This window comes from Bradyrhizobium sp. Ghvi (assembly GCF_900115265.1).
GTDB lineage: Bacteria > Pseudomonadota > Alphaproteobacteria > Rhizobiales > Xanthobacteraceae > Bradyrhizobium.
In genome coordinates, this window is the sequence record NZ_FOVU01000010.1 from 213,336 (window position 1) to 239,451 (window position 26,116).

A 26,116-nucleotide genomic window follows, 5' to 3' on the forward strand; every position below is an offset into this window, starting at 1 on the left:
TTGGCTGTGCTTCCGTCCTTCCTTGAGGCCGTGTCAGCTCAGACGAGTGTCGCCCCCGCTTCAGCAGCGCGACTCAGGATTCAAGGCGGAGCGGAGATTTCAAGCAATCAGGTAATCCGCGACGCTCTGAATCGAGCCTGTTTGGACGTAGAGGCCGCATCTCGAACGCAGAAGGTGAATCCTCGGATGATCGACCATCTGGTGAGTGTAAAGAACAGATGTCCTCGTCTGATCAGAGTTAAGATTTGCTATCTTGAGACCGATCGCTGCAAGTCCTTCAGCGTCGGGTCATTTGGGCGCGAAGATGTGATACTAGGCAGCATGATCGATCAGAGCTCATTTCGGTACAGTCTTTTTCAAAATTAGATCAGCCGGTTCTTCTTGAGCCATGGCTCGCCTGCGTATGTCTGGTCCACGGAATTTCAAGGCCTAACCGATGTTTTGCGTCAAACACCAGCTGATTATTCTTGGGGGCTTTCTAGCATTCTTTGGCGGCTCCATCAGTGTGCGGGCAGATGAGTTCCATATCAATGTTTCGGATCGTCAGAGCGATCTCTCTCTTCGAGATGCAATATTGCAGGCCCGAAGACATCGGCGCGAAACCCCTGCTGACGCGATTGTCGTGGATCTTCCGGCCAGCACGATCCGGCTGACAGCACCGTTGGAGCTATCCGTCGCTGACTCCGGAACACTGGAAGCTCCCCTGATCATAAGGGGAGCGGCGAGCGGGAAAACGGAATTAAAAGGGTCGATCGTCGTTGCTGGTCTGAAACCGAGTTCTCGTCGGCCGGAGCGATGGCTGGGTCACGAGCCGGAGCTTGGTCTGTTCGAGCTCGATGTGAACAGGTTTATCGGCAAGATCGATCTCTCGAAGCGAGGCATGGATCAAAGAGGCGCATCGAGCAACTTCGATCTGTATCATGAGGGTCACCGCCTAAGGATCGCTCGATGGCCTCAAGTTGGATTTACCCGCGAAGTGATAGCTCACGTCGATGCTGTCGACAAGCTCGTGCATCTAAAACTCCCTGACGTCTTGTTCGATGTCTTGCGAAATGAAAAGAACGTGTGGATTGGTGGGTTCTGGAGCGCAGATTGGAAATACGAGACGGCTCCATTAGTCGCCTCGGAGACAGATCGTGACTACGAGATATCTGGCGGCTCGGGTCTCTCCACGCGCGGTTCGTTTCGTCTTTCAATACTTAACGCTCTTGGATTGTTGAGCGAAAAAGATACCTACGTTCTGGATGCGGGGCAGAAGAGAGCGATCATCCTCGGTGAGCCTGACGCATCTTACGAAATTGCAATGCTCAAAACTCTGATAGTAATAAAGAATGCAAAGCACATCAAAGTCGAAAATCTGGCGATGGAGCAAACGCTCGCAGACGTTGTCGATATCTCCGATTCCGACGACATAACCTTCGAAAGCTGTTTCATAGGGCATTCGGGTTCTACCGCCATTTCCATTTACGGCGGACATAGCAACGTAATCCGTCGTTGCGTCATCAGGGATAGCTCGGAAGCAGCAGTCTCGGTGATCGGCGGAGACTATCAAACGCTCACGCCATCAGGACACAGGATCGAAGAATCGATTGTCCAAGATTTCGGCTTGGAGAGTTTCAGCTATCGCCCGGGCGTCCAGATCCGGGGCGTCGGAAATTCCGTGATTAACTCGATTGTGGAGCGGGGACCTCACTCCGCCATCATATTGGAAGGCAACGACCATCGAATTACAGGCAACGAGATATCTAACGTTGCTTTGTGGACAGATGATGTAGGAGCTCTGTACTTGGACCGCAGCTGGACTGGAAGAGGTAACGTAATTGCGAAGAACTACATCCACGATATTGGCAATCCAAGTACGGCCCAGAGCTTGGTCATTGGAATATATTTGGACGATCAATTTAGTGGAGTCGAAATTGAGGGCAATGTATTTGAACGCTGCAGGACTCCCATCCTGATCGGGGGCGGGAAGGACAATTTTGTTCATGATAACAAATTCATTATGGATGGCACCTATGCGATGGCAATCGACGGGAGAGGGTTGACGTGGCAAGGACCAAACTCTGAGGCGGGCCGCGCTCTTCTGTCGAGCTATCAGCGCGTGATCAGCAGCTCGCCCGAAGCGCTGGAGCGTTATCCGGCACTGAGGATAGACGAGCGCCGGATGTGGGCCCCGACGGGCAATCGGATTAGAGCGAACAGTATTGCCGGGGGCACCATCTCGAAGGTTGCGAGTGAAGCGGTTCAGTACGTTGAGCAATCAACAGACAATGTTGTGACAGGCCCGAATCCTGATTCCGAGTACAGAATCCAGGCGGCCGTATCGAGGGAAAGATTGCTTTCAAGTCTTCTTTTTCGTTCCAAAGCTAACTAGTAAGTTCGATTAGGCACGATGGGTAGCGCAATTTCGGACACGGTTTAGGTGCGATGATCTCTCAACCAAAATCGTTCGTCGGGTCGAGCGACGGAACGAAATTCTTGCGTTACATGTTGTTCGCCGTAACGATGACCGGTGTTCTTTCCAGTCTTGTGCTCGCCTATGGGATGAACCTTCGAGGCTTCGAGTCTATTCCCTACGTCAACTTGGCGACGACGGCCGCCGCGCTAAGCGTTCAGTGTTTCTTTCTTGGAAGGGTTCGTGGCGTGGTGGGCGGGCCACTGAGCAAGATTTACCTGTTAAACTTCATTTTCGTTGTCGTGGCGACCATCATCGGACTGCTGTTGAAGAACAGCCTCATCCACATTTTGGCTTGGCTCGGTTATTTTACCGTCAACTTGCTTTCTGTTCTGATACAGAACTCGTACTCGAATACGGACTATTCTGGCTCCGACGAGCGCTTTGTCAGTGCTCTTGCGATCTGTGCTGCTCTCATGTTGATTGTGAAGCTGCTGACGAAGGTTCTTGATCTTTCCTCATCATTGGACAGCGTTTTACTGTTGACATTTGTGGTATTTTTTCTTTCCGGGCCTTTGCCTGCTCGATATCGCTTATTGGGGGGGCTTCTGTTAGGTTCGTCTCTGATCGGGGTCACTGAAACAGGCGCATGGCAACTCGAGGGAAACCGCGCTAGCTACGTTGCCATCTATGTAGGATTACTCGCGGCCGCAGTTTTTCAGAGACAGCTCGTTCGGCTGCTGCCACTCGCGATCGTTCCCGTACTACTCTATTTCGTCGCTCTTTCGCTGGATCGTGCTGTCGTCGATGGCTTTTCGCGAAATATCCGAGAAGCGGTGCTTCTCATTCAGGGGGATAGTCTATCGAGCCATGTCGCCACGCAGCAGCGCTTTTATGAAGTTGATAAGGTTATGGACGACGTCAATGAGGCGGGGCCTATCGCTTATGTCATCGGCCTCGGCCTGGGACGAACGATTGATATGTCGGCGTCCAGGGACGACTCGGTCCAGAGCGCCTCAATCACCGGTGCGGACAAGGTCAACAATGTCCACTTTCTGCACGTGGCGATCTTCCACAAGTTTGGTCTGATTGGCCTGGCTCTCCATGCACTGATGTGGCTGACGATCGCCCTCCATCTTTTCTCAGTTTCCGCCCGTAACTGCAGGCCGGTCGTGTTCTTCGGCGCTTTGTATCTGGTGGTGTGCATCGCCTATTCGGCGTCAGCGTCAATCACGTATTTCAGCAGTCCCTATCTAGGTATATGCCTTGCGCTCTTGGATCAGGCTGTAGCTCGGCACTTCCAGATGAGACTGCATATGAAAACTCGGCTCGCCCAGCGCTAGCGACGAGCCCCTATCTGCTCGGCCGCGATTTCGGCAACACGGTGATAGCCGCGACCATTCAGAATATGGTCACGCCGCAGCGATAACGGAACAAAATCGCGCAACTTGTCATCCGCGTCGGTCGCCGACGCAATGGCAATGAGGGCTTCGCGAACCTTGATGAATCTGTCCTTATAAGATGTTGGCCAATTCAGCTGCCTCAGCCTTTTGTAGTCGTCCGAACCTCTGTATTCTCTAGGATAGTCTCCATTCAGTACTTCCATGACTCAGTAGCTCGCGCCATCAGGAAGACCCGCTGACCATGTTGGGCAGATCCATCTTGAGGGTCGTAATCCCTGTAGTTGTTACGTCCAGTCCAGATCAGCACCACTCCGTGATCCAGGCCCATCGGTCTTCTGTCAAACCGAGCTTTGATCTGAGTGGAAGTTTTTCCACCCACTCCCGCATTTACTGGGTCAATCCCAAAAGCCCCGCCAACAGGCCGCAACTATCCTCTCTGAACCCTGCTCCTATCCCCGCAATCATGCTGTCACCCCAGCAAGCGAGTACGCTTCCTTCTTCGAGGCTTACGACTGAGGGCCGGAAGTGAAGCGTCTCTTCGGTCGATCGAGTTAAGCGGTGCAAAGATGCGCGAGATGTCACGCCGAACTCAATCACTGCCACCAGAATGAAATTCAACAGGAGTGACAAGAACAGGCAAGGACCGCGGAAGATAATGGCTTGATATTGAGCGGGGTGTCCCAAAGGGCGATAGCGAGTTGCTATCTTCCGGGGCTAAGAGCAACGTGGGGTGTCTGATAAGAAAAAGAAGCCGGCTTTTCGAACACATTTGGTCTCGAGCCCAAGTCAGAGCGTGCTAGCGGCGCTTGGCCTGAATCGTTCGTGCTTTTATTCGTTGAGCAGGATTACCTACATAGACTGTCCACGGACTGAGGTCCTTAAACGCTACTCCTCTTGCGCCCAGAACGGCCCCTTCGCCGATTTTGACACCAGGTCCTACGAAACATTCTGCGGCAATCCAGGCTCTATCTTCGATGACGATGGGCTTGGTTATCAATTGAAAGCGCTCGTCGCTTATGTCGTGGCTTCCAGCACAAAGGTGAGCGCCTTGCGATACGATCGCGCGATCTCCGATCGTTATGCGATCTTGACAATAACAGATCACGCGAGGTCCGATGGTTGTATTTTCGCCTACCTCGAGGTGGGGAGGATACCAAACGCGTACTGAAGCGTGAATTCGTGCGGTCGGATGGATTCTGGCTCCAAAGAAACAGAGAACGAGTCTCCTCCACCAGTGAAGCGGTGGAGGCGTCCAGCGCGCCAGCACGGTCCACGAAAGAATCCAAAAAAGCCGAAATACGCGGTTGCCGAGCGAAAAGCTCGGGCCGCCTTCCATTGGTCTGCTTTGGCTTGCATCTAACAGCATGATGTCATCGTTCAATTCTCTGGGGGGCGCGGTGCCATTTCAGGCGCGCTCGTCTGCCGAAGGACATCCAGCAGCCTAGTCACGTTCTGTTCAATATCAAAATGCTTCAGGAAAGCGTCGCGCGCCGAGACTTGGATCTTGTTTCGTTCGGCGTCAGACAGTCTAATAAAGGCTTCCAGTAGTGAGGTGATCCCGGGCAGGTCGTCATTCGCAACCAATCCCGCTCCTTCCTGTTGGATTTCCCTCCAAATGTTGACTTTGTCGGTGATCAGGACAGGCTTGCCGCAGGCAAGTGCTTCAGCGACGACAATTCCAAAATTCTCTTGGTGTGACGGAAGCACAAAGGCTTCGCAGCCGTGAAAGGCTCCCCATTTCCGGTTGCCTTCCAACATGCCCGGCCAGTGAATACGGTCGGCGATGCCAAGCGCGGCGGCCTGCTTCTTTAGCTGTGGCGCCCATCCCGATTGGTCCGGTCCGGCCATGACAAGGTCAATGTCCGGGATCAGAGGTGCAATCTTTGCGAAAGCTTGGATAAGAAGGTCGCAGCCCTTCTTAGGATGAATTCTGCTGAGAAACAGGAAGAAACGCTTGTTTGTCAAAGCGGGAATTCGTTCACGAAATTCAGCAATTTGCGCTTCGGCGTTCCCTTTAACATCAGAAGTGCCGTAGCCGACGACAAACTCTTTCACATTGTAAGGCCAAAAGGCGTTTCTAGCTAGAACGCGCTCCTCCTCGCACGTGAACAGAACTCCTTGAGCGTTTGCAAGTAGCGGACCCTCGCTGCACCACCAAGATATCTGCTTGAGTAGCGTCTTGACCGGATACGCCCGCCGAAACCACGGATCCAGCATACCGTGGGTGAAAACGAAATACGGGACTTTGGATGATGTGAGCGAGAGTCGGGCTGCCAACGCAGTGAAGTTCCAGATACCATTTACGATAACGACGTCATAACCTTTCGCGTTCTGTTTCAGCCACGGAACGAACTTCGTGGTGAAGCCGTAGTGCACCCACGGCAACCATTTCCATCGCCTTCGAATTTCGCTCTTAAGTGTACCCAATGCATGAACGCGGATCGGAAAGGATGCTACCCAGGGATCGGAAGGATGGTCGAATGTAGCCAATTCTCGGAAATGGCCGAGCTTTTCCAACGCAGCAGATGACCTTATGATCCCTTCAAGGGGTCCGCCGTAGCGTGGATCAGCTGTGGCAATAATATGGAGTATTCTCAAGGAATCTACTCACTTCACCTTCTATTAACGGAAAGTTGCGCAGCCACGAGCACTAGAGTTGTGATCGCAAGATCCGGACCAATTTAGGTTTGTACTGTGCGTGATGTTCATTTGGTCGCCTTTAAATCGCGGTAGCGGGCAATTGGCCAGCTTTGACGCGTCGGGATACAGCCATCGCGGCCTGCAATAGTGGTAGCGAAGAATGCTCCGCGGATGGAGCGAATTTCCAACTACCAGTTCCGATCGAGAATGATCTGAGCGACCGCGGTGGCGACTTTCGAGTATCCAAGTCGATTTAGGTGAATTTGATCTGCTCTATATGTCGAAGCATTTGCGAGGGGGAATTGTAGTTGGATATCCAGGAAACTAGTGCCGTACGCGTGGGCCAACTCTCGGTTCAATTCCGAAATTTTGGTGTCTCCCAATTGTCCAGAGAGTTCGCCAGGATATTCTCCGCGAATAACTCCGAGCACCAGAAAGCGCGCCTGCCTCGGCAACGATGCCACCATTGCCGAGACGTCGTTTATGACTTCTCGCGTTTCCATATAGTTATTTCGTCCCGCCCAAATGATCGTTATTCCACCGTCGAGCCCGTCCGGTCGTTCGAGCATGCGCTTGCGGATTTGCCCCGAAGTCTCTCCGCCGACCCCACCGTTGTAACTGTTGCGGTAGAGAAGGTTGGCTAAGACACTACAATAATCTTCGTGGAGACTAGCACCCGTCCCGGCGGTCAAGCTGTCCCCCCAGCATGCAATGCTCGATTGTTCAATATCGTTGGCTCTCTCATCCCAAACACCTGCAGTGCTCTTGATCTTATGTACGAGAGCCGAGGCGGCTGCCCTTGTCGTGATGCCGAAACCAATGGCTCCGGCCAGCACGCAATTTACTGAAACTGATACGAGCAGCAATGCCACTACGGGGAGGCGCGCGTACTTCATCATTCATTCACTCGCAATTCGATCAGGCGGGAAAATGACAGCAGTTGGAGACCCGTAATGATGACCATAAGAACATGCAGTCCCATGAGCGGCGCAGCGATAGCGACCAGGCTGCCGTAGTGTTGGCCCGCAAAATAGCAAAATCCGAGCCCAACGAGGCTTAAACCTGAAAACGCGCGAGACAGGGCCACGTGCCGATTGATCGACGCCAGCGGCATCAGCCCCGCACTCCAGATCATCTCGGCAGCGACGGCAAGAAGTAGCACCACAAAGAAGGTCTGATCCACCGACACCTTTCCGGAGGTCCAAAGCGCGATGATCCACTGTCCGGTCAGGCTCAGTGCAGCGATGTACAGAACGCTCAATCCAAGGGTCGCCCAAAGATGAAGTCGGGCGAGCTTGGCAAACTGTTGAAGCTTCCCTATGCCGAACAGGCGCGAGTATTCCGGCGTGAAGGCGAAGTTGATCATGTTGATGGCGGATGTCCCGAGCCGCGCCAGCGTTCGTGCGGTCGAGAAAATAACTACCTGCACCGGGGTTCCGATCGCGCCAAGGATAAGAACGGGCCCTTGAATGGTCAGGGCCTGTCCGATCGAAACCAGCATGAAGCTCAGCGATGGATGAAACAGCCGCCTTGCCTCATCCAGTGACGCGTGTTGCCGGCCGAGAACCAGCCACCTCTCCAGGACCCTCAACCTGGCCCAGGTGGCGAGGTTGAATGTCAGGCGATTGGCGACGATCGCGACCGCCGCGGCGACGATGTCGCCCCCAAAGGCTGCCGCCGCCGCCGTAACAACGCCCTCCATCAATCTGGCGGATGCTCCCCATGCGACTTCTTCCGTGGGTTTCCCGATGCATCTTAGGCCGCTCGCCAGCAAGAGCAGATACTGGGTAAGCAGGACATTGGTGGCGAGCAGGAAGAGAACGATCTTGGCTGTCGCTTCAGTGACCGAGACCAGCGAAAAGAATGCGTCGATCCTGATTGCCGGAAGTCCGAGCAGGAGGACGATGAGGATGCCTGTCACCACCGCGTTGAGCAGCATGAAGATGCTTTGATAGGTCACCAGCGCTCCGGATCGGTCTCCGCCGGCAACTTTGATTGTCATGACGTTCTTGGCGGCCATCGTGAAGCCGAAATCGGCGAACGTCAGGTAGGTCGGGATCGCGGACAACAGAAGCCAAACGCCATAGCGCTCAGCGCCCCAATAGTGCAGCAGCACAGGGACAAGCGCGAGCTGGATGCCTACTGTCACCGCTTGGTTGTAGATCTGGGCTCCAAACGTGGACGCCAGTCGGCTGAATGATGATCGCCCCCGGGCGGGGTTCGTGTTGACTTGGCTAAACGTTGTAAGGGGGCTCAAGGAGATCACCGGGCGACAGGATTGGACGTCTACTACGCGCGATGCTCGTTTAGCACTCGTGCAGACATCATGCTTACGACAGCTTGAACGACTTCATCTACGCCTATTGCTGATATCCCGCTCATGCTGTGAATGGAGCGATGTTGTTGGCCATATGGATGCCATTTCGCAGGCCGGTTGTGTGCGCTGAACAATCCCAAGCAAGGAACCCCCATCGCAGCTGCAAGATGTAGGGGGCCAGAATCGTGGCCTATAAATAATGTCGCTGACCGCATGGCGGCAGCCGTTTCTCGCGGCATCAACTTACCGCAGGCATTAACAGTACTGCCGCGCCAATTGCAGGCAACCAGCTTTGCTCGCTCGGCATCTTCGGCTGCGCCGACAATGAGTAACCCATGGTTTTCATATAGCCCGGAGAGTCTTTCGATGAGTTCGCGCCAGCGTGCTGCTCCCCAATCATTTTCTAGCACCTTTCCTCCCATGTTGATTGTAATGAAAGGATGGTTCAGTTTGGAGATGGTCCTGTCGCCAATCTTAAGCTCGTGCTCAGTTAGTAGGAGATCCCATGATGCCGCTTTCGCAAGATCAATTGACCCTAATGCAGAAAGCGTGCGCGCAAGCCTTTCGCATTCTCGCTCTTGAAAGCCCGTTTCGGGGTCGATCCGGTTGTTTTGAAGGTCAACTGTAGTGGGAAGTCCAACGATCTTGCGAATACCGCAAAGGCGAAAGAAGATCCAATCTCGGAATGCGTTTAGCCGGCCGCGGGCCGGCATGAGATAGATCATCATGTCGATCTTAAGGGCGCGAATTTGCTTTGATAGTTGCCACAGGGCTGAAGCGGATCTGATCCCGACGGGATAAGATAGAAAGCCGTGAATCAGACCGCTTGGGCCGACAATAGATTGGGCGGGAGCCGCCTTAGTGGACACTGGTATATTTGTGAGCAGAAGCCTCTTGGCGTTTGGATAGGTCTGAGCAATCTTGTGGAGGCAAGGAAGCGCAACGATAGTGTCGCCAAGACTTCCCAATCTGTACACGAGTAAAGTGTCAGGGGGCGTAGTCATCGGGACAGTAGGCCTTGCGATCATCTCGTGCTCTCGCTGGCAATTTGCGCGATGACGCTCGAGGTGCTGCGTCCTGGCACGAACTCGCTCCGTAGGACAGAACCGCCGTTGGCAAGCACAAATGATGCGCCGACGATCTGGTCGATCTGGTAGTCCGCCCCCTTCACTAGCACGTCAGGGCAGATGGATTCGATGATCTCGAGGGGCGTATCTTCCTCAAATATCACGACGGCATCCACCATCTTCAATGAGGCGAGTAGAAGAGCCCGGTCAGTCTCGTTGTTGATTGGTCGAGTGGGGCCCTTCAGGCGTCCAACTGATTCGTCGCTGTTCACGGCGACGACGAGGCGATCGCAACTTGACCTTGCGAAGTTAAGGAGCTTCAGATGCCCGACATGAAGAATATCGAAACATCCGTTTGTAAAGCCAATTCGCAGACCGTCTCGCTTCCACAGCGCGACGCGCGACTTGACGTCGTTGAGGGGGAAAAGACGCTGTGATGTTTCATTGTCGGAGAATTGTTGGGTGGAGGAAAGTGCCTCGAGAAGCTCGCTTCTCGTGACGGTAGCGGTGTCGTGTTTGCCAACCGCCACCCCGGCAGCACAGTTTGCAATCGCCGCCGCTTCGTCCAGTTCGGCGCCGGCGCCGACGGCCAAGGATAGCGTGGCAATTGCGGTGTCGCCGGCGCCGACCACGTCGGCCACCTCGCGCGCCGTAGCGCTGATGTGGACCGGCTCTTTCTTGCGGGACAGGAGCGTCATGCCCTTTTCGGCACGGGTGACGAGTATGCTTTCGATGGTCGTATTGCTCAAGACCTTGTGACAGGCCCGAACGGCGGAGTCGTGGTCGAGTGCAGGGTCGATGCCGGTTGCAGCAAGCAGTTCCTTGGAATTAGGCGTGATCACGGTCGCGCCCGAATATCGCTCGAGGTGCTGCGATTTGGGATCGACCAGGACTGGTATCTTTGCTTCTTGTGCAAGCTGGACAGTTCGCCGAATTACAGTGTCGGTCAGGACGCCCTTCGCATAGTCCGAGAGCACGATCACATCGTGGCCCGGCAGTATCCGCGAGATAAGATTGAGCAGTTCTTGCTCCAAAGCTTGCGGCAGATCTTCGTCGCTCTCGATGTCGGCGCGAATGACATGTTGTCCTTGCGAGACGTAGCGGACTTTCTCGGTAGTCGGACGCGCGGCAGATGCCACGAACTGAACCGAAATGCGCGTGTCGCGCTCGAGTTCACCCATGAGTGTCCTGCCGGCCTCATCATCGCCGATCAAGCCGATCAGCGTGCAGGAGCCGCTGAGAGAGCTTATGTTTCGGGCGACGTTGGCTGCGCCACCGGGGATCTTCTCAGACTTCCTGATCGATATCACCGGAACGGGGCGCTCTGGAGAGATCCGCTTGATGTCCCCGCCGATGAAGCGGTCGAGCATCACGTCGCCTATGCACAACACTCGTACGGATGAAAACTTATCTACTGTGGACATCGTATGCCTGAATCTCCTGAGGAGCGGCGTGATAGCCTGGTTTTGGGATGTGTGCTGCTACAGAGTCCGCCAGCGCCGAAAATGCGCCCACGATGTGATAGAGGGAGGTTGCGGGCGCAGGCTCAAGGATGAACTGATCGCGAGAGCCGTCATGCCGTTCCACCCAGAGCCCGGGCGCAGGAGCGGCATCGAGAAAGCGCCACAGAGCGGTGGTTGCTTGTTCGAGCATTGTCGTGTGGTTGGACGATGCACTTTCCAAAACGCTGACTTCTGCGCGGATCCACTCGGCATGAGGCCACAGCCTTACAGTTGCCCCGGGCGCATTCCCCTCGATGCCCAATTCTCCGAACAGGAGACCGGTCTTTATGTTTTTTCCGGACGAATGAGCAAATCGATAGATCTGATCCAAGTGGGACTGAGGCTTTCCTGTCGCCTGCTGATATTGCGTGAGAAGCCAGATCCACTCGAACAGATGGCCTGGCTCTACGACCTTGCACGCGGCCCAGTGGCGCGATAGCGAGTCGTCGAAGTACTCACCGATTGCTCCTGAAGCCGGGTCCCAAAAGTGCCGCTCGAACACGGACACGAGGTCGTCGGCCAGGCGCCTGAAGCTTCCCGTTTCGTCGAACGGAAGCCAAGCAAGGCTCGCCTCGAGCAGGTGCATATGTGGATTTTGCCGCCTTGGTTCCTGATGCGGCGAACCTTCCAGAAAACCAACGATCGGGTGACGGAGGTGGGTGTTGAGATGCTCAACGAGGAGAAGTGCCTCTTGGCGCTCTCGTTCTCGCTTCAGCAGCCGATAGGAATGGGCGAGGCTGAACAGCACGAAAGCTAGATCGTAGGTGTCCTGGTCTTTCGACCGTGGTTGGCAGTCCAAGTCAAAATGCGAGAGATAGCCGCCGGATGGACTTTGTGCTTTGGAATACAAGAACTCCAAACCGTGTTCGACAGCAGCTTTTCCTTCATGGAAGCCCATCCGGCAGGCCTCGGAGAAGACATAGATCTGTCGCGTCGCGGTTCTTAGGCGTTTTCGGCTCGCACCGTTTGCGAGCGTCGTGAGCTCAAGCGCATCATAGAAGCCGCCTTGCTTCCAATCGATTCCGTTGTTGAACCAGATGGGCGCGGCACAATTCACAACCCAGTCTCGCCCCTTCTCGGCTTGTTTGATCAAAGTGCTACACATTTGCATTACTGGCAGGTCGTTTGGCTGCTGTTGACAGCAAACCGACGTGCCGAGATCCTCTGTGATTTTTTAATAGGCCGCGCGCTGGCCGAAACTTACGAGGGTTGTCTTGAAAAGTATGATCAAGTCCAACCACAGGGTCCAATTGTTGATGTACCACAGATCGTATTCGATCCGCTTCTCCATCAACTGCAAGCTTTGGGTTTCTCCGCGATAACCATTAACCTGGGCCCAACCCGTGATGCCGGGCTTGACGTGGTGGCGGAAGGCGTAATTGCCGATGATCTGTTCATATTCCGAATTGTGGGCGGCCGCGTGGGGGCGGGGGCCGACCAGCGACATGTCGCCCTTGAGCACGTTGAAGAGTTGAGGCAGCTCGTCGATCGAGGTTTTGCGCAGCCATTTGCCGATGGCGGTGACACGTGGGTCGTTCTTCTGTGCCTGCACGATGGTCGGGCCGTCCTCGAGCACGCGCATGGTGCGGAATTTGAAGATCTTGAAGGCGCGGCCGTTGAACCCGTTGCGGGTCTGCCGGAAGAACACTGGGCCCTTCGAGGTGAGCTTGATTATGATCGCAGTCATCAACATCACGGGCGCGAACACGATCAGCGCGAGGCTTGCTCCCACGAGATCCAGCGCCCGCTTCAGCGCGCGTTCCTTCCAGGACAAGGGCGCGCGGCGCAGCTCGGCCGTGAAAGTGTTGCCGGTGCTCACCAGTGGATAGCGCAGGAAGCGCGCGGCGTGCGCGTCCGGCACCAAATGCACCGGCAAGGGCAGGATCTTCAGCGCGTCCAGAATGCTGTCGATCGCATGCTGCCGGCTCCAGTTCATCAGGAGGAAGACGTGCTCGATCCGCTCCTCTCGCGCATAGGCGACCAGTTCCTCGAAGCGCGGCGCGAGCGAGGAGAGCAGCAGGGGCGAAGCGAGATCCTTGGCGCGGATCTCCATGATCCGCATCAGCCGGTAGCCGTGTCGGCCGAGGTCGGAGATCGTATTGGAGGACGCGGCCAAGCCGAATTCGGCGATCATGATCGCCCGTCCGTTGGCGAAGGCGCCGGTACGCAAGGCCCTCGCCGTCCAGCGCGCCGCGGCGGCCTTCCAGGCCAGCAGCATGGTAAGGCCAATCAGGTAGAACGAGATCGTGGTGCCGCGGGAGAATTCCTCGCTGACCTTCATCGTAAAGGCGATCGCCAGCAACGCGCCGAACACGCCAGTCCACGTCGTCAGCGTCATCCGGAAACTGCGCGGCAGGTTGGTGACGGTCTTCAGGCGATAGCCGTGCTGCACGATAGTTAGAAGGGTGAAATTTATTGCAACCAGCACGCTCGCCGCCGCATAGACGTCGGCCTTGCCGACGGTGCCGGCTGTTGCGAGGTGGTAACCGATCGCACACCCAATGCCGCTGATCACAATCAAAGCGGCATCGATGATCGCCACCAGTCGCTCGACAAGCACAGGGCGCAGCCAATTCAGTGAAAAGCCTGTGGAAGCAAGCGGCGCTTGCTTGAGAACGCGAATTTCCGTCTCAGAATCAGGGAGTGGGACCGGTCGAGTGGAAAGAATTGTCATCCTGCCAAATCCATTTGACCTAAAAATTCACTGTCCAATGCCGCCGTGCTATCGGGCAAAATCGCTGCTAAAACAATGAGTAGGAAAAATTAACCTTACCCCACAGGCCCGATTGTAGCCCATCTCGCCCCGGTTGATATGTTAAATTTCACAACCCGTTAGGAATTTCGCGTTGCCTCGAACCAAGTCACGGCGGCGATCCCGGCCGCTCGGAAGTCGCTCCTTGGCCATTGGCCTTGTTGCCCTGGCGCTGGTGGGGACAGTACTTCTCCTTCTGCGACCCGACGTGGGACCAATCCAGGCACCGACCGCTCCCAAGGCCGCGGAGGTCAAGCTTTTGCTGGATGGGCCATACGGGGCGCGATTTGCCGGCGAACTCAGCGCTTCCAAACAGGGATACTTTTCCTCCCGTATTGAATTGGCCGCCCAACCCGAAGACCCTGATTTCGTCCAGACCATTGCACGCCAACATGCCATCGGCGTGACGAGCGGCCAGAAGTTTCTGCTGGCAACTTGGCGAGGTGTTCCCGTGACTGCCTTCGCCGCGAGCTTTCTGGACACTTCTGTTGCAATCTTCACCCTCGAAAGTTCGGGATTGCGGCGGCCCGCCGATTTGGTGGGGAAGCGGGTGGGGTATCGCAGGGCGAGCGAGGGAGATGTCGTTTTCGATGCCATGATGGCGCAGCTCGGGCTCCCGCGAAGCCAGATCACCAAGGTGCCCGAGCGCGATAGCTTTGATGCCTTGCGGGCCGGGGATGTGGATGCGATCATCGCTGCGATCGACCAGCAACCGGATCCCGCTAGTCCGGCCTTCGTCAAACTGAATGTCATCAAACCACAAGACTACGGCATCCATGTCCCTGGATTGGTGTACTTCGCTAGCAATGATGTCGTCCATGAACGGCCATCCATAATTGCCGACGTCCTGCAGGGCCTCATCCGCGGATGGCAATTTGTCTACTCAGACTATGCACGCAGCGTGCCCGTTCTCGCCGGTGCTGACCCCGTGAGGCTGAATTCCGCGCGACTGAGGTTCGAGCTGCAGCAGCAGCGAGCCCTGGTGTTGCCAACGGGGGGGCGTATTGCTGATTACGACGAAAGCCGCTGGAGAACCCTGCGGGACATCCTCATTTTCGCTAAACTGGGCGAAGAAGAAGTGCCCCTGGCTCAAACGGTCGACTACCAATTTCTCCGGGATGTATACCGCCGTTCACCTGACCTCGGGACGCCGGCGGCCTGGAGCGGGGAGAAGTAGGGCCGAGAAGCCACAGTTCTGCGCCATATCGCCTCAAAGCGCCATCTGTCGAACTCGTTCAGTTGCCATCCCGCCTGTACCCTTGCTAGTGTTAATCAGTTATTTGGGCTGGTTCGCGGTGTGCTCCACCGATCGTGGCCCGTCAGGACGTTCCTGACGAGGAAATTGCGGTCATGGAGTAGCTCCGCAGGGTCGAGGAGCTTTTGGCTATGTTCAAAACGATTATGAAGGCGGGGCTTTTTGCTGCGACTCTTTCGTTTCTTGCTGCGAGCGGGGCGAGCGCGGCAATGCAGATGCCGGCGCCAGCGGCTCTGTTGACTGGCCAGGGCCATGTCACCCCGATTACTTTCTGGGCGCAACCTTACCCTTACGGTTTTGTCCCGCGGCATCATTGTCCGCTCGTGCGCGTCGAAACACCCTATGGCTGGTACATGGAGCGCGTCTGCGCGCCGATTGGCCCCGTCTTGCGTCGGGCTTACTAACCAGCGGCTGGCCGTATCATCGCTTTGTCAAGGCAGCTGCGTAGTTAGCGTAGCTGCCTTGCTCGTTTTTGCTTCATCGCGTGCCGTTCTTTTGTGCGCGTGACCTGCGTTCACCATGAATACTATCGCGGGGTGGGATAGGCTGCCGCACGGTGAAGATTGTGTTACCGGGTTGCCTGGGCTGAGGCTGTAATGTGATTGCACGGCGCCTACCGAATTTGGATATCACGCGTGACGTGGTGTTCAGCGGAAGAGCGTCGCTAGAGGGCTTGATGACAGGGGTTTCAAACTACGATCTTGCGGGTAAGCGCGTATTCGTTGCGGGACATCGCGGCATGGTTGGTTCAGCGCTGGTCCGACGGCTTGCGTCCGAAAATTGCACCGTTTTGATCGCAGATCGACGCGAGCTCGATCTTACCAAGGAGGAGCCCACGCTGAGGTGGCTCGAAGCCAATCGCCCCGAAGTCGTGGTCCACGCCGCTGCGAAGGTGGGCGGCATTGCAGCCAACAACAATTTTCCCGTCGAGTTCCTTTGCGATAACCTTGAGGTAGAGCTCAACGTCATCCGAGCAAGCCACACGATTGGTGTGCAGCGCCTCTTATTCCTCGGTTCGTCCTGCATCTATCCCAAGTATGCCAAGCAGCCGATTGCTGAAAGCGAACTGTTGACCGGTCCGCTTGAACCGACCAACGAATGGTATGCGATTGCTAAGATCGCTGGCCTCAAGATGTGCCAGGCTTATCGCCGGCAGTATGGAGATGATTTCATCTCGGTGATGCCAACCAATCTCTACGGTCGTGGCGATAACTATCACCCCGACCACAGCCATGTACCCGCGGCGCTGATCCGGCGCTTCCATGAGGCCAAGCTTGCCAAGGCGCCGACAGTCACCGTCTGGGGCACGGGCACGCCGCTCCGCGAGTTTCTCAACGTCGACGATTTTGCAGATGCCTGCATTTTCCTTCTGAAGAATTATTCGAGCGATCTGCCGATTAATGTCGGCAGTGGCAATGAGCTCACGATTGCAGACTTCGCTGCAGCTGTGGCGGAAGTCGTAGGCTACGAGGGCAAACTCCTTTTCGATACGTCGAAGCCTGATGGCACGCCGCGCAAGCTGCTCGACAGTTCGCGGATTCGTGCGCTTGGTTGGCGTGCAAACACCTCGCTGCGCTCCGGGCTCGCGAGCGCGTACGAAGATTTTCTGAAAGGGTATGGCCGCCATCTGGAGGTCCCGGCGGCCAGCTGATCGAATGTGGGGCCGTTGGGGCCGTGTATAGTTTAGTTTTCAATTTGGATTGTTCTTGATGCGCATTTTGCTGGTCGGCATCAATTATGCGCCGGATCTCATCGGCGTGGCGAAGTACAACACCGAGCTTTGTGAGAGCCTCGTCGGAGAGGGCCATGAAGTCAGGGTTATTACTGCGCCGCCCTACTATCCCGCCTGGAAAATCCCTGCGGCGTTCAAATCTTCGTACTTCAGATCGAGAGATGTCGACGGAGTTCGAGTAACGCGTACGCCGATTTATGTGCCCGGACATCCCTCTGGCGTTAGACGACTGGTCCATCACGCTTCATTCGCGCTTACGAGCGCGGCGCCAGTGCTTTTCGAGGCGCTGTCCTGGCGCCCCGACGTCATGATCGCCGTCGCACCATCGTTGATGTCGGCTGCCTTGGTCTCGTTCGTAGCTCGTCGGGTCGGCGCCAAATCATGGCTTCACGTGCAGGATTTTGAGGTGGATGCGGCCTTCGATCTTGGTTTGCTGCGCAACCCTTCACTGCGAAAGCGGATGCTTCGAGTCGAAGCGGCGATCCTCAAATCGTTCGATAACGTTTCAACCATCTCTCGTGCGATGGTGGAGCGGTTGAGGATCAAGGGACTGCGGCCCGACAAAACCGCCGAGGTGAGAAACTGGATCGACACCACCGCGATCTGCCCGGGACCTCGAGCGACCACATACCGTCAACAGCTGAACCTGGCTGCGAGCGACATAGTGGGACTGTATTCCGGCACGATGTCCAACAAGCAAGGCCTTGAACTCGTGATCGAGGCTGCGATTGGCTTAGAGCGAAGTCATCCGCATATTCACTTCATCCTTGCAGGCGAAGGGCCTCACAAGATGAGGCTCCAGCAGCTTGCCGGCGGACATCGCAACATCCACTTTCTGGGACTCCAGCCCAAGGACAGCTTCAATCAATTGATGGCCACGGCCGATTTCCATCTGATTCCACAGAAGGCCGAGGCCGCCGATCTGGTGTTGCCCTCGAAGCTCGGTGCGATCTTCGCATCCGCTCGGCCGGTCATTGCGATGGCTGAAGAAGGCACCGGCCTCGCGGCGGAAGTCACCAATGCTGGCCTCGTGATTCCACCAGGGGATTCGTCAGCCCTCGAGGTTGCAATTTGCCAGCTTAGTGAAGCGCCGGCCCTGCGTGAGCATTACGGCGAGGAGGGAAGAAGGCGAGCGCTTGATCGCTGGGATCGACGCACAATCGTGCGCCGGTGGTCGGAGGCCATGACAGGGCAGGGCAATGCGACAGGCCAGGCGAATGCCGACTCGAAGGGCCCTGCCAACGACATTGGGCTTCCGGTGGAGGATGCCGTTCGGTGGCAATGAGGCGTGCGACCGCAGTTGAATGCGGTGACGTCATCCGAAAGAAATGAGCGCCGCGATGGGCGCTCATGTGCTTTTTCTGAACAATCTGCAAGAATTACTCGTGTCGCGGGTAGTATCTAAACCCGTGCTGCTTGATGAGTTCGTCGCGCTTTGCGGATTCGAGATCTTCCTTCATCATCTCTCGAACCAGGCTTTCGAACGACGTCTTGGGCTCCCAGCCGAGTTTCTGCTTGGCCTTTGACGGGTCACCAAGAAGCGTCGCGACCTCGGTGGGGCGGAAATAGCGGGGATCGACCGAAACGATGCACTTGCCGGTCTTGCCGTCGTATCCCTTTTCTTCGACGCCGCTTCCTTCCCAGCGGATCGTCATGCCAATTTCGTTTGCTGCGACATTGACAAAATCTCGGACCGAGTGCTGCTCGCCCGTAGCGATCACGAAATCCTCCGGCCTGTCCTGCTGCAGCATCAGCCATTGCATTTCGACGTAGTCACGGGCGTGTCCCCAATCGCGCAGGGCGTCCAGATTACCTAGATAAAGCCTTTCCTGCAGTCCGAGATGGATGCGGGCCAAAGCACGCGTGATTTTTCGGGTCACGAAGGTTTCGCCGCGGACAGGCGATTCGTGGTTAAACAGGATGCCGTTGCAGGCATACATCCCATAGGCTTCGCGGTAGTTGACCGTGATCCAATAGGCATAAAGCTTGGCGACCGCATACGGTGAGCGCGGATAGAAAGGCGTGGTCTCCTTTTGCGGGATCTCCTGGACCAAACCATACAGTTCGGATGTTGACGCTTGATAGAAGCGCGCCTTCCTCTCCAAGCCGGTAATGCGCATGGCCTCGAGGATGCGCAGAGCGCCGAGAGCGTCGGAATTCGCCGTGTACTCGGGTTCCTCGAATGAAACGGCAACATGGCTCTGCGCCGCGAGGTTGTAGATCTCGTCTGGCTGCACCTGACCAACGATCCGGATCAGGCTCGAAGAGTCCGTCAGGTCGCCATAATGCAGGCGGAATGGCGGATTCGGCTCATGGGGGTCAAGATAGAGATGATCAATGCGATCGGTGTTGAAGAGTGAGGTCCTGCGTTTGATGCCGTGGACTTCATATCCCTTCCCAAGAAGCAATTCAGCAAGATAGGCGCCGTCTTGACCGGTCACGCCCGTAATAAGTGCACGTTTTTTTGTCATAATGATCTCTAGGTTCGCTAAGCCGTTCGTAGCCGAAAACGCAGGGAATAGGGAGACGGGCCGGGCCAAAAAAACAAGCCTAGATTAACAGCTTTTGGGCTTCGCTAAATGGGCAATAGGTGCCTCGCTAAGGTCGTTTCGAATTTGCGCTCTCACGGTCAAATTCCAGCCCATAGAGGCTGCGCTGTTTTGTTGAATTTCATTTGGAGTAACGGATTTTGGACAAACGCATTCTCTCCTCATGATGTGGGGCGGCGTAACCCGCCTAAGCTGATGGTGCCTCTAACCGCGAGGTACAACTTTAGCCTTCGCCTGGGCGGCAACGACGCGGGCTAAAACGAACAGCGCCATTCCGCTGAGACCCCCGGCAACTTTGATCGATGCGTCGATGAAACGGCCATGTCTGTCTGGGGTCAGTAACTGCAGAGTTTCCAGTGTTACCGCGCTTCCACCAACGATCAGCAGCACGAGGGCGACGCGATTTGGACAGGCAAGCATGAATAGCAGGCCGAGCATGAAGAACGCCGCGAAATGTTCGACGTGAGGAGGCGCAACCGTGGGGCGATCGTAGATCGGTGCGAGGGTCGCAAAGACGACAAATGCGAGCACGACCCATCCACCGACGAGATAAAGCTTGGCCATGCCTTGTTCTTATCGAGACTCATATTGCGGCGCAATACCTCAGGCTGCGCAACGATTTGACCTTATGCCGAATTGGTTACTCTGGTTTGCATCCGATGGTTACGGGAGAAGTCTTCCACGCCAATTCAGCTGCCAAGAATCGATCAGCTCGAAGGCCGGAGCCAAGATCGGTTTTGGTCTCCTTCGCCAGCCAAAGATCGTCGGTGTTAGTACTGGGATCCGCCGATGTTATTCGGAGGCAGTACTCCTACCTCTTTGCCAGGATGCGTTCGTACATTGCGCGGATAGGGGATGAGATCGCTCAGCGAGCGGTAGATGAGGGAGAGCTGCGAGGAGGCGGGAAGTGGGAAAGGTTTATTGATGAGCGCAAATAGCGCGAACATCTTGCTCAACGATTTCCGCCCATAGGTTGTGTCCGGATTTTCCACGGATTTCACCGGGGGTGTCGCATCAAGGCAATGGTTGGCCGCGCGTGTCCTGCCCGATCGAAGCTCGACGGCGTCAGGTCCGCGGGCTGGTGCGTGGTGCTCGCTTCTGCAGCCGAGCGCCCAAACATGCCGGGGCTTGAAAGGAACTTTGGCCACTCGTTCCGGATTTCTCTCTCAGCAAAGGGAGACCTCCATGATCAGAACAACTGTGCTTGTTGCACTTACTTGCATAGCCCTCTCATCGAGCGCTTTTGCCCAAGGTGGAGGCGGCAGCGGTGCTGCTGGCGCAGGGAGCTCCGGGGCCGCGGCGGCCAGCTCAGGTGCTGGAATGGGGACTGCGATAGGCACCGCCACCTCCGGCCCCTCAGGTCCATCCGGCATGGGGACGCAGGGCACCACGACCGGCGCAAACACCGGTAGGAACTCGTCCCAAATCAACCCGAACGTTCAACCCCCCACGGCAAACGGGAAGACCCCGGCGGCCGCGCAGGCCGAACGCAACTCCGGGGTTGGTCATGCGGCCAATGGTTTGCCGATCGGCAGCCCCGGCTCGGGGACGAGCGAAGAAGATCAGAAGTAGTTGCTTGCTGCTCGTCGAATGTGAGGGGCCCCAGTTTGGGGACTTACGAGGGCGCCAGCGTGCCAAGTTGCGCTACGTCCGTTCTCAACTCCTGAGAGCAGAACGCTAAAGAACAGTGACGCGAGGCCAATCGCCAACGACGACAATCTTACGCAATAACGTTTACAGATGAAGCCGGTCTTTCCTCTCCTTATGAGGCGAACCAACATCTATTTGAGCGCCGCATCGATTGTGCCAATGTCGAGTTGGGCTAGAGGGCAAAGCCGAAGGAACGGCTGATGCCGAGAACTCTCCAGGAACAATTGGACCGTGTTGAACGCGATATCAAACTGCACATCGAATTTGACAGGGCCGAAAAGGCGCGCTTCGGTCGCGAGTCCTATCTCTGGACGGCGGAAGATCGCATCGAATGGCAAGAAGAACAAACCGCCAATGCGCAATATCTTCGTGAATTGCTCGAAGAGCGTGCCGCGCTGCGCATCAAATTGGGCCTCCCCTAGGAGCAGCTTTCAAAAACCCAACAATCGCGTTTGTTTCGCGCCTCCTTTATGCAGCGACTGCGATCCCGGCTATTGACTTGACTAAGGTGTATGGCTCCCGCGGCCTTGCCGGCGGTACGAGCGAGGCCGGCCCCAATGCCGAGTCCGCCGAGCTCGTCCGCTGCGTCTCGGATCGGATCTCGGACTGGTGCAGGCGCGGCGCGACCATCGCACACCTTTGCGACCGTTCCGCTACGGAACACCGTAATCTTCCGGATCGCCTAAAGTCGGGAAATAGACAGAGCCTCGCCCCCAGTGTCAGCGACACTGACAATGTTTGATGCCGTAATGATATTGGCTGGCGCTCAGGTCCGGTGGTCGTAGGGGTGCGACTGCCGGGCCTGATTTGCTGTCCCTGTGACGTAGATCACCCGGCCGCTCATTCCGCGCGGTCCAAGTGCCCCGAACGGTGCCGCTTGTCCGCAACAGGGCGGGATCCACAATGGGAAAGGTGCCGGCGCCATTGGCTGCCTATACGCCCTCGGGTGTCCCAACTTCCTGATGAAGCGCATCGCGAATGTCGCCGCCGAGATCGTATCGTATGTTCTTTTCTAGAATCTCACACGGGCGATGAAGGTCGCCGGCAAGCCGAGTTTGACTGCAAGCCATCGCGCCAAACCCTTCCATCGTTCGATCCGCGAGCAACACAGGATCGATTGTGCCTGTAGGGATGTGAAGCGTTGCTAAGTGCCCAAAAGCGCCCGGGAATTTGACTTCCAGGCAGATCAGCCCCTGCGTTTAGTGCAGCACTCTGGCGGCCTCAGCGAGCCGAACCCTCTCTCTCAGCTCCTCGAGATCTTCGATCGCGTCCAGCAATCTCGCCAACTCGCGGGCGATATGTGTCAAACTGGGCCTTCCTCGTCTGAAAATTCGAACGCGCTGTCCCATCGGTGCACGCCTCCTTGCTCAAGCAACTCGAATTAGCAAGGAGCGTGCCGGTCATGCCTCCCTTGTTTCATTTGCGTGCCAGAGCCGATCCTGCCTGCGCGCGCGATGGAGCAGCATCCTTTTGGTTTGCCCGTCATTCAGCAGGTCGCACCGCGCAGCGCCGCTGCGGCTGATGGATGGCCGTTCCGTCACTCGCCCGCCCGGGCACTTCTGCCGCAATGATTGATTGAACGATATCGCGAGCGGTCCGACGATGTACTCAAACGCGGTTAGTTGTACGACGGAATCATGACGGTCGCGGGCGGCCGGGATTAGCAGGCGAATGTTCGGCAGGCCCACCCGCCCGCAACATTCGCCCGATCCATCTGCTTGCAGCGCGTCAGACGAAATAGTCGTGATAGCTGATCATCGTTCCCGTGTTCTTGTCTGCCTCTGTCTGAAAGCCTGCGGCATCGTACTGGCCCAACAGGGCAATGTTGGTGGTGTGGACTCCGTCATTCACCGACAGGGTTCCTCCAGTGCCGGCCTGATTTGCGACATAACTCGCGGTCGTGCCGGCCCCGAACGCCACATCGAGGAGATCGAGGTGGTCATTGCCATTAAATCCGGACACCAGCCCGCTAAAGTCGAAGGAGTCGTGGAGCACGATTGTGCCGGTGGCTCCGGCATCAAGCGTTATCTTGGTCGATGAGGCGGCTCCGAATTCGAACGTGGCTACTCCATCCATCAAGGCGGTGCCACCGCCAGTGACGCTGCCGTTGAGGGTGATATTGGCTCCATGCGCCCACAGCAGCCCAGAATTATCAAGGTTGCTGTCGATGACCATCCCGCCGCTTCCAGTCGCTTCAAGCGTTCCGGAATTGACGATGATATTCGTTCCCGTATCGATATCGAGCACATTGACGCCGGTGGCGACAATCATGCCTTTGTTGACCAGTCCCATCGTCCCATCTCCGAGATGGCCCGCGCCGGCGATCGTGTTGTCCACATTCGTCAGCGTGACGTCTGAGGTCGCTCCGGTGATCAGGTTCTGATCGCTGTCGGACAGCATGACCTGCCCATGCCCCTGGAGCGTGATGCCGTGTTCGATCAGCTCCAGGTTTGTCCCGTTTCCGGTCGAGTTCAACTCAATCGTACCCGTGTTGTCGATCGTGCCGCTCAACGGAAGCAGCGCGCCGTCGCTTATCACCAAGCTGCCGGAATTTTCCGTAACGGGGGTTTGATCGAACACGAAATTGCTCGAGTTGAGCGATGTCGGATCCAGACCTTGCAAAGTGATCGATTGCCCTTCTCCCAACTCGATCACAGCGTCGCCGTTGGCGTCGCTCACAGTATGCGCCTGAACGTCGGCGAACGAGGCGAAGTTGGCGTAATCGATCAAATCGATCTGGTCATGCATCGCGTCGAAGTGATAAACCACATCGTGGCCAATCGGCTGCGCAAAAACCAGCAGGTCGCTCCCGCTCGAAGCCGTCAGATGGTCGTCGCCCGACACAGCAAAGATCGGTGATCCCTTCGCATAGGCTTCGACATTGTCGGATACGGTTGCCGTTCCCGTGGTGCCGTCGGCGTTCGTCCATGTTTGCGTGACGTTCAGCACCACCGCACCCGCGAAATCCAGTGGCGAAGTGATTGTCATCGACTGCACATCGTTTGTGTGAGCAGTCCAGGTGCCATCGCCGTTATTCGTAGCGTCACTAAGGCTCCAGCCTAAGGGCACCCCGCTGATCGTGACGGTGATGACATCGTTGGGATCATCTGACGGATCGACCAGAGCCAGGTTGATGGCCTCGCCAGCGATACCCGCGGGCGCAAGGGCAGTGGCCCCGCTCCCTTTCACGATCGTGACGGTGTCAGTGTCGGCGAGGCCTCCTCCGTCGGTCGTTGTCATTGTCAACGTCCGCGTTGTGTTGTTTGACCCACCACTAAACGTCACGTTGGCTAAGGCCGTGTTGATGTCCGAGATCGAGCCGGAGAACGTCATCGCTTTGGTGCCGTTGGCACCGGAACTGAATGTAAGGCCTGATGTGGTGGAGAGCGTTAAGATGCCGGTCGATGTTTGCGAAGAGCTGCCCAGCGAGAGCGAAACAGTTTCGCTGCCGTTGTCGACATCAGCGACTCTCAGCGTGAAAGTTGCTGTCGAGCCACCGCTGGTACCGTTTCCAACGCTCTGCTGACCCGGAACGGTGTTGACCGGGGCGTCATTGGCGCCGCTGATGGTAACGGTTAGCACCGCTGTGTCGGTCAGGCTGCCATCAGTTACGGTGTAGTTGAAAGTGTCGGTCGTGGTCTGTCCGACGTTGAGCGCCTGCACGGTTGCGTCGTTCTCGTTGACCACGTAGGTGTAGCTGCCGTTGGCATTGAGTGTCAGCGTGCCGTGCGCGCCCACCAGGCCGGCGCCCAAGGTGCCGGCCGTGCCGGCCCCCTCGGTGCCGCCGGTGCGGATCGCACTGACCGTCAGGCTGCTGCTGTCGACATCGGTGTCATTGGTCAGCACATTGCCGCTGCCGTTAATGCCTCCCGATCCATTGGCTGTGCCGCCTTTCTCGGTCGCGGCTGTAGCCCCCGGACTGGTACTGGTGTCATTGACGGCGATTGGCGCATCATTCGTGCCGGTGATCGTCACGGTGACCGTGCCGGTGGCGGTGCCGTCCTGGCTGGTGACCGTGAACTGGTCCTGCACCTGCTGACCGGCGGTGAGCTCATTGTGGGCGCCATTGCCGGTGTAGCTCCAGGCGCCATTGGCATTGATGGTGAAGTCGCCGTAGCTGCCGTGGACGTTCGATTGCGCCACGACGTGGGCTTCGCCCGTATCCGGGTCGGTGATGGTGAGTTGGCCGGAGGTGTTGAGCGCCGCCGCGGTATCGCCTTCGGTAACGGACTTCGAGTCGGACGAGACCGTGGCCGCGTCGTTGGTCCCGGTGATCGTGACCGTCACGGTGCCAGTGGCGGTGCCGTCCTGGCTGGTGACCGTGAACTGGTCCTGCACCTGCTGCCCGGCAGTGAGCTCGTTGTGCGCGCCGTTGCCGGCGTAGCTCCATGCGCCGTTGGCATTGATGGTGAAGTCGCCGTAGCTGCCGTGGACATTTGATTGCGCCACGACATGGGCTTCGCCCGTATCCGGGTCGGTGATGGTGAGCTGGCCGCTCGTGTTGAGGGCAGCCGCAGCATTACCCTCGGTAACGGACTTCGAGTCCGACGAGACGGTGGCCGCGTCGTTGCTGCCGGTGATGGCGACCGTCACGGTGCCGGTGGCGGTGCCGTCCTGACTGGTCACCGTGAACTGGTCCTGGACCTGCTGCCCAGCGGTGAGCTCGTTGTGCGCGCCATTGCCGGTGTAGCTCCAGGCCCCGTTGGCATCGATCGTGAAGTCGCCGTAAGTGCCGTGCGCGTTGGTCTGCGCCACCACGTGGGCTTCGCCGCTGTCGGGATCCACAATCGTCAGCTGGCCGGAGGTGTTGAGCGCTGCGGCCGTGTCGCCCTCGGTGACAGCCTTTGATTCCGA

17 protein-coding genes are annotated in these 26,116 nt (G+C 56.8%); 6 read left to right on the forward strand and 11 right to left on the reverse strand.

Features of this window, described 5'->3' with window-relative positions:
* Positions 1 to 436: 436 nt before the first annotated feature.
* Together BM374_RS30215 and BM374_RS30220 are read left to right on the forward strand one after the other, a co-directional pair.
* Positions 437 to 2,374 carry a right-handed parallel beta-helix repeat-containing protein gene (locus BM374_RS30215; protein ID WP_092301066.1) on the forward strand — a complete coding sequence of 646 codons (1,938 nt, stop codon included), beginning with the start codon at positions 437 to 439 and terminating at the stop codon, positions 2,372 to 2,374.
* 104 nt (positions 2,375 to 2,478) lie between these two features.
* The gene (locus BM374_RS30220; RefSeq protein ID WP_210188606.1) at positions 2,479 to 3,738 is read left to right on the forward strand and encodes a hypothetical protein; all 1,260 of its coding nucleotides are present in this window, start codon (positions 2,479 to 2,481) and stop codon (positions 3,736 to 3,738) included.
* On the opposite strand, the gene BM374_RS30225 is transcribed toward BM374_RS30220, so the two are convergent.
* From BM374_RS30225 to BM374_RS30265, 8 genes are all read right to left on the reverse strand, one after another.
* Positions 3,735 to 4,001 carry a hypothetical protein gene (locus tag BM374_RS30225; RefSeq protein ID WP_092301069.1) on the reverse strand — a complete coding sequence of 89 codons (267 nt, stop codon included), beginning with the start codon at positions 3,999 to 4,001 and terminating at the stop codon, positions 3,735 to 3,737. The two genes, BM374_RS30220 and BM374_RS30225, sit on opposite strands and share 4 nt — an antisense overlap.
* A gap of 1,174 nt (positions 4,002 to 5,175) precedes the next feature.
* Complete coding sequence (locus BM374_RS30235) at positions 5,176 to 6,396, reverse strand: glycosyltransferase (protein WP_092301072.1); 1,221 nt, start codon at positions 6,394 to 6,396, stop codon at positions 5,176 to 5,178.
* Positions 6,397 to 6,626: 230 nt separating this feature from the next.
* Positions 6,627 to 7,337 carry an SGNH/GDSL hydrolase family protein gene (locus BM374_RS30240; protein WP_092301075.1) on the reverse strand — a complete coding sequence of 237 codons (711 nt, stop codon included), beginning with the start codon at positions 7,335 to 7,337 and terminating at the stop codon, positions 6,627 to 6,629.
* Positions 7,334 to 8,587: a lipopolysaccharide biosynthesis protein gene (locus tag BM374_RS30245; RefSeq protein WP_143270279.1), complete on the reverse strand. Its 1,254-nt coding sequence runs from the start codon at positions 8,585 to 8,587 to the stop codon at positions 7,334 to 7,336. The genes BM374_RS30240 and BM374_RS30245 overlap by 4 nt, the downstream gene beginning before the upstream one ends.
* 140 nt (positions 8,588 to 8,727) lie before the next feature.
* The gene (locus tag BM374_RS30250) at positions 8,728 to 9,483 is read right to left on the reverse strand and encodes a glycosyltransferase family 9 protein (protein WP_177248629.1); all 756 of its coding nucleotides are present in this window, start codon (positions 9,481 to 9,483) and stop codon (positions 8,728 to 8,730) included.
* 296 nt (positions 9,484 to 9,779) lie between these two features.
* Entirely contained in the window at positions 9,780 to 11,192 is a 1,413-nt protein-coding gene (gene rfaE1 / locus BM374_RS30255; RefSeq protein WP_244552750.1) for a D-glycero-beta-D-manno-heptose-7-phosphate kinase, read from the reverse strand.
* A gap of 37 nt (positions 11,193 to 11,229) precedes the next feature.
* A complete protein-coding gene (locus BM374_RS30260) occupies positions 11,230 to 12,417 on the reverse strand; it encodes an AGE family epimerase/isomerase (protein ID WP_177248630.1) in 1,188 nt (395 codons plus the stop codon).
* Between the two features lie 81 nt (positions 12,418 to 12,498).
* Complete coding sequence (locus tag BM374_RS30265; protein WP_244552751.1) at positions 12,499 to 13,866, reverse strand: undecaprenyl-phosphate glucose phosphotransferase; 1,368 nt, start codon at positions 13,864 to 13,866, stop codon at positions 12,499 to 12,501.
* Positions 13,867 to 14,221: 355 nt separating this feature from the next.
* Between BM374_RS30265 and BM374_RS30270 the strand changes: the two genes are divergently transcribed.
* From BM374_RS30270 to BM374_RS30285, 3 genes are all read left to right on the forward strand, one after another.
* Entirely contained in the window at positions 14,222 to 15,253 is a 1,032-nt protein-coding gene (locus BM374_RS30270) for an ABC transporter substrate-binding protein (protein ID WP_244552752.1), read from the forward strand.
* Positions 15,254 to 16,007: 754 nt separating this feature from the next.
* The gene (locus BM374_RS30280; protein ID WP_092301196.1) at positions 16,008 to 16,982 is read left to right on the forward strand and encodes a GDP-L-fucose synthase family protein; all 975 of its coding nucleotides are present in this window, start codon (positions 16,008 to 16,010) and stop codon (positions 16,980 to 16,982) included.
* Positions 16,983 to 17,040: 58 nt separating this feature from the next.
* The gene (locus tag BM374_RS30285; RefSeq protein WP_092301199.1) at positions 17,041 to 18,348 is read left to right on the forward strand and encodes a WcaI family glycosyltransferase; all 1,308 of its coding nucleotides are present in this window, start codon (positions 17,041 to 17,043) and stop codon (positions 18,346 to 18,348) included.
* A gap of 94 nt (positions 18,349 to 18,442) precedes the next feature.
* On the opposite strand, the gene gmd is transcribed toward BM374_RS30285, so the two are convergent.
* Both gmd and BM374_RS30295 read right to left on the reverse strand, forming a co-directional pair.
* Positions 18,443 to 19,534 carry a GDP-mannose 4,6-dehydratase gene (gene gmd / locus BM374_RS30290; protein WP_092301093.1) on the reverse strand — a complete coding sequence of 364 codons (1,092 nt, stop codon included), beginning with the start codon at positions 19,532 to 19,534 and terminating at the stop codon, positions 18,443 to 18,445.
* Between the two features lie 282 nt (positions 19,535 to 19,816).
* The gene (locus tag BM374_RS30295) at positions 19,817 to 20,176 is read right to left on the reverse strand and encodes a VanZ family protein (protein WP_092301096.1); all 360 of its coding nucleotides are present in this window, start codon (positions 20,174 to 20,176) and stop codon (positions 19,817 to 19,819) included.
* 1,286 nt (positions 20,177 to 21,462) lie between these two features.
* Here BM374_RS30295 and BM374_RS30310 point away from each other — a divergent pair.
* A complete protein-coding gene (locus BM374_RS30310; RefSeq protein ID WP_092301105.1) occupies positions 21,463 to 21,684 on the forward strand; it encodes a hypothetical protein in 222 nt (73 codons plus the stop codon).
* Between the two features lie 1,306 nt (positions 21,685 to 22,990).
* Here the strand turns inward: BM374_RS30310 and BM374_RS30315 are convergent.
* Positions 22,991 to 26,116, reverse strand: a 3,126-nt coding sequence (locus BM374_RS30315; protein ID WP_092301108.1) for a VCBS domain-containing protein, incomplete at its 5' end; no start/stop codon positions are given.

Excerpts from the sequence above, each read along its gene's own strand:
- BM374_RS30280 (WP_092301196.1), top strand. The coding sequence starts at position 16,008 with ATGACAGGGGTTTCAAACTACGATCTTGCGGGTAAGCGCGTATTCGTT.
- BM374_RS30310 (WP_092301105.1), top strand. The coding sequence starts at position 21,463 with ATGCCGAGAACTCTCCAGGAACAATTGGACCGTGTTGAACGCGATATC.
- BM374_RS30295 (WP_092301096.1), bottom strand. The coding sequence starts at position 20,176 with ATGGCCAAGCTTTATCTCGTCGGTGGATGGGTCGTGCTCGCATTTGTC.
- BM374_RS30250 (WP_177248629.1), bottom strand. The coding sequence starts at position 9,483 with ATGATGATCTATCTCATGCCGGCCCGCGGCCGGCTAAACGCATTCCGA.
- BM374_RS30215 (WP_092301066.1), top strand. The coding sequence starts at position 437 with ATGTTTTGCGTCAAACACCAGCTGATTATTCTTGGGGGCTTTCTAGCA.
- BM374_RS30225 (WP_092301069.1), bottom strand. The coding sequence starts at position 4,001 with ATGGAAGTACTGAATGGAGACTATCCTAGAGAATACAGAGGTTCGGAC.
- BM374_RS30240 (WP_092301075.1), bottom strand. The coding sequence starts at position 7,337 with ATGATGAAGTACGCGCGCCTCCCCGTAGTGGCATTGCTGCTCGTATCA.
- rfaE1 (WP_244552750.1), bottom strand. The coding sequence starts at position 11,192 with ATGCTCGACCGCTTCATCGGCGGGGACATCAAGCGGATCTCTCCAGAG.
- BM374_RS30285 (WP_092301199.1), top strand. The coding sequence starts at position 17,041 with ATGCGCATTTTGCTGGTCGGCATCAATTATGCGCCGGATCTCATCGGC.
- gmd (WP_092301093.1), bottom strand. The coding sequence starts at position 19,534 with ATGACAAAAAAACGTGCACTTATTACGGGCGTGACCGGTCAAGACGGC.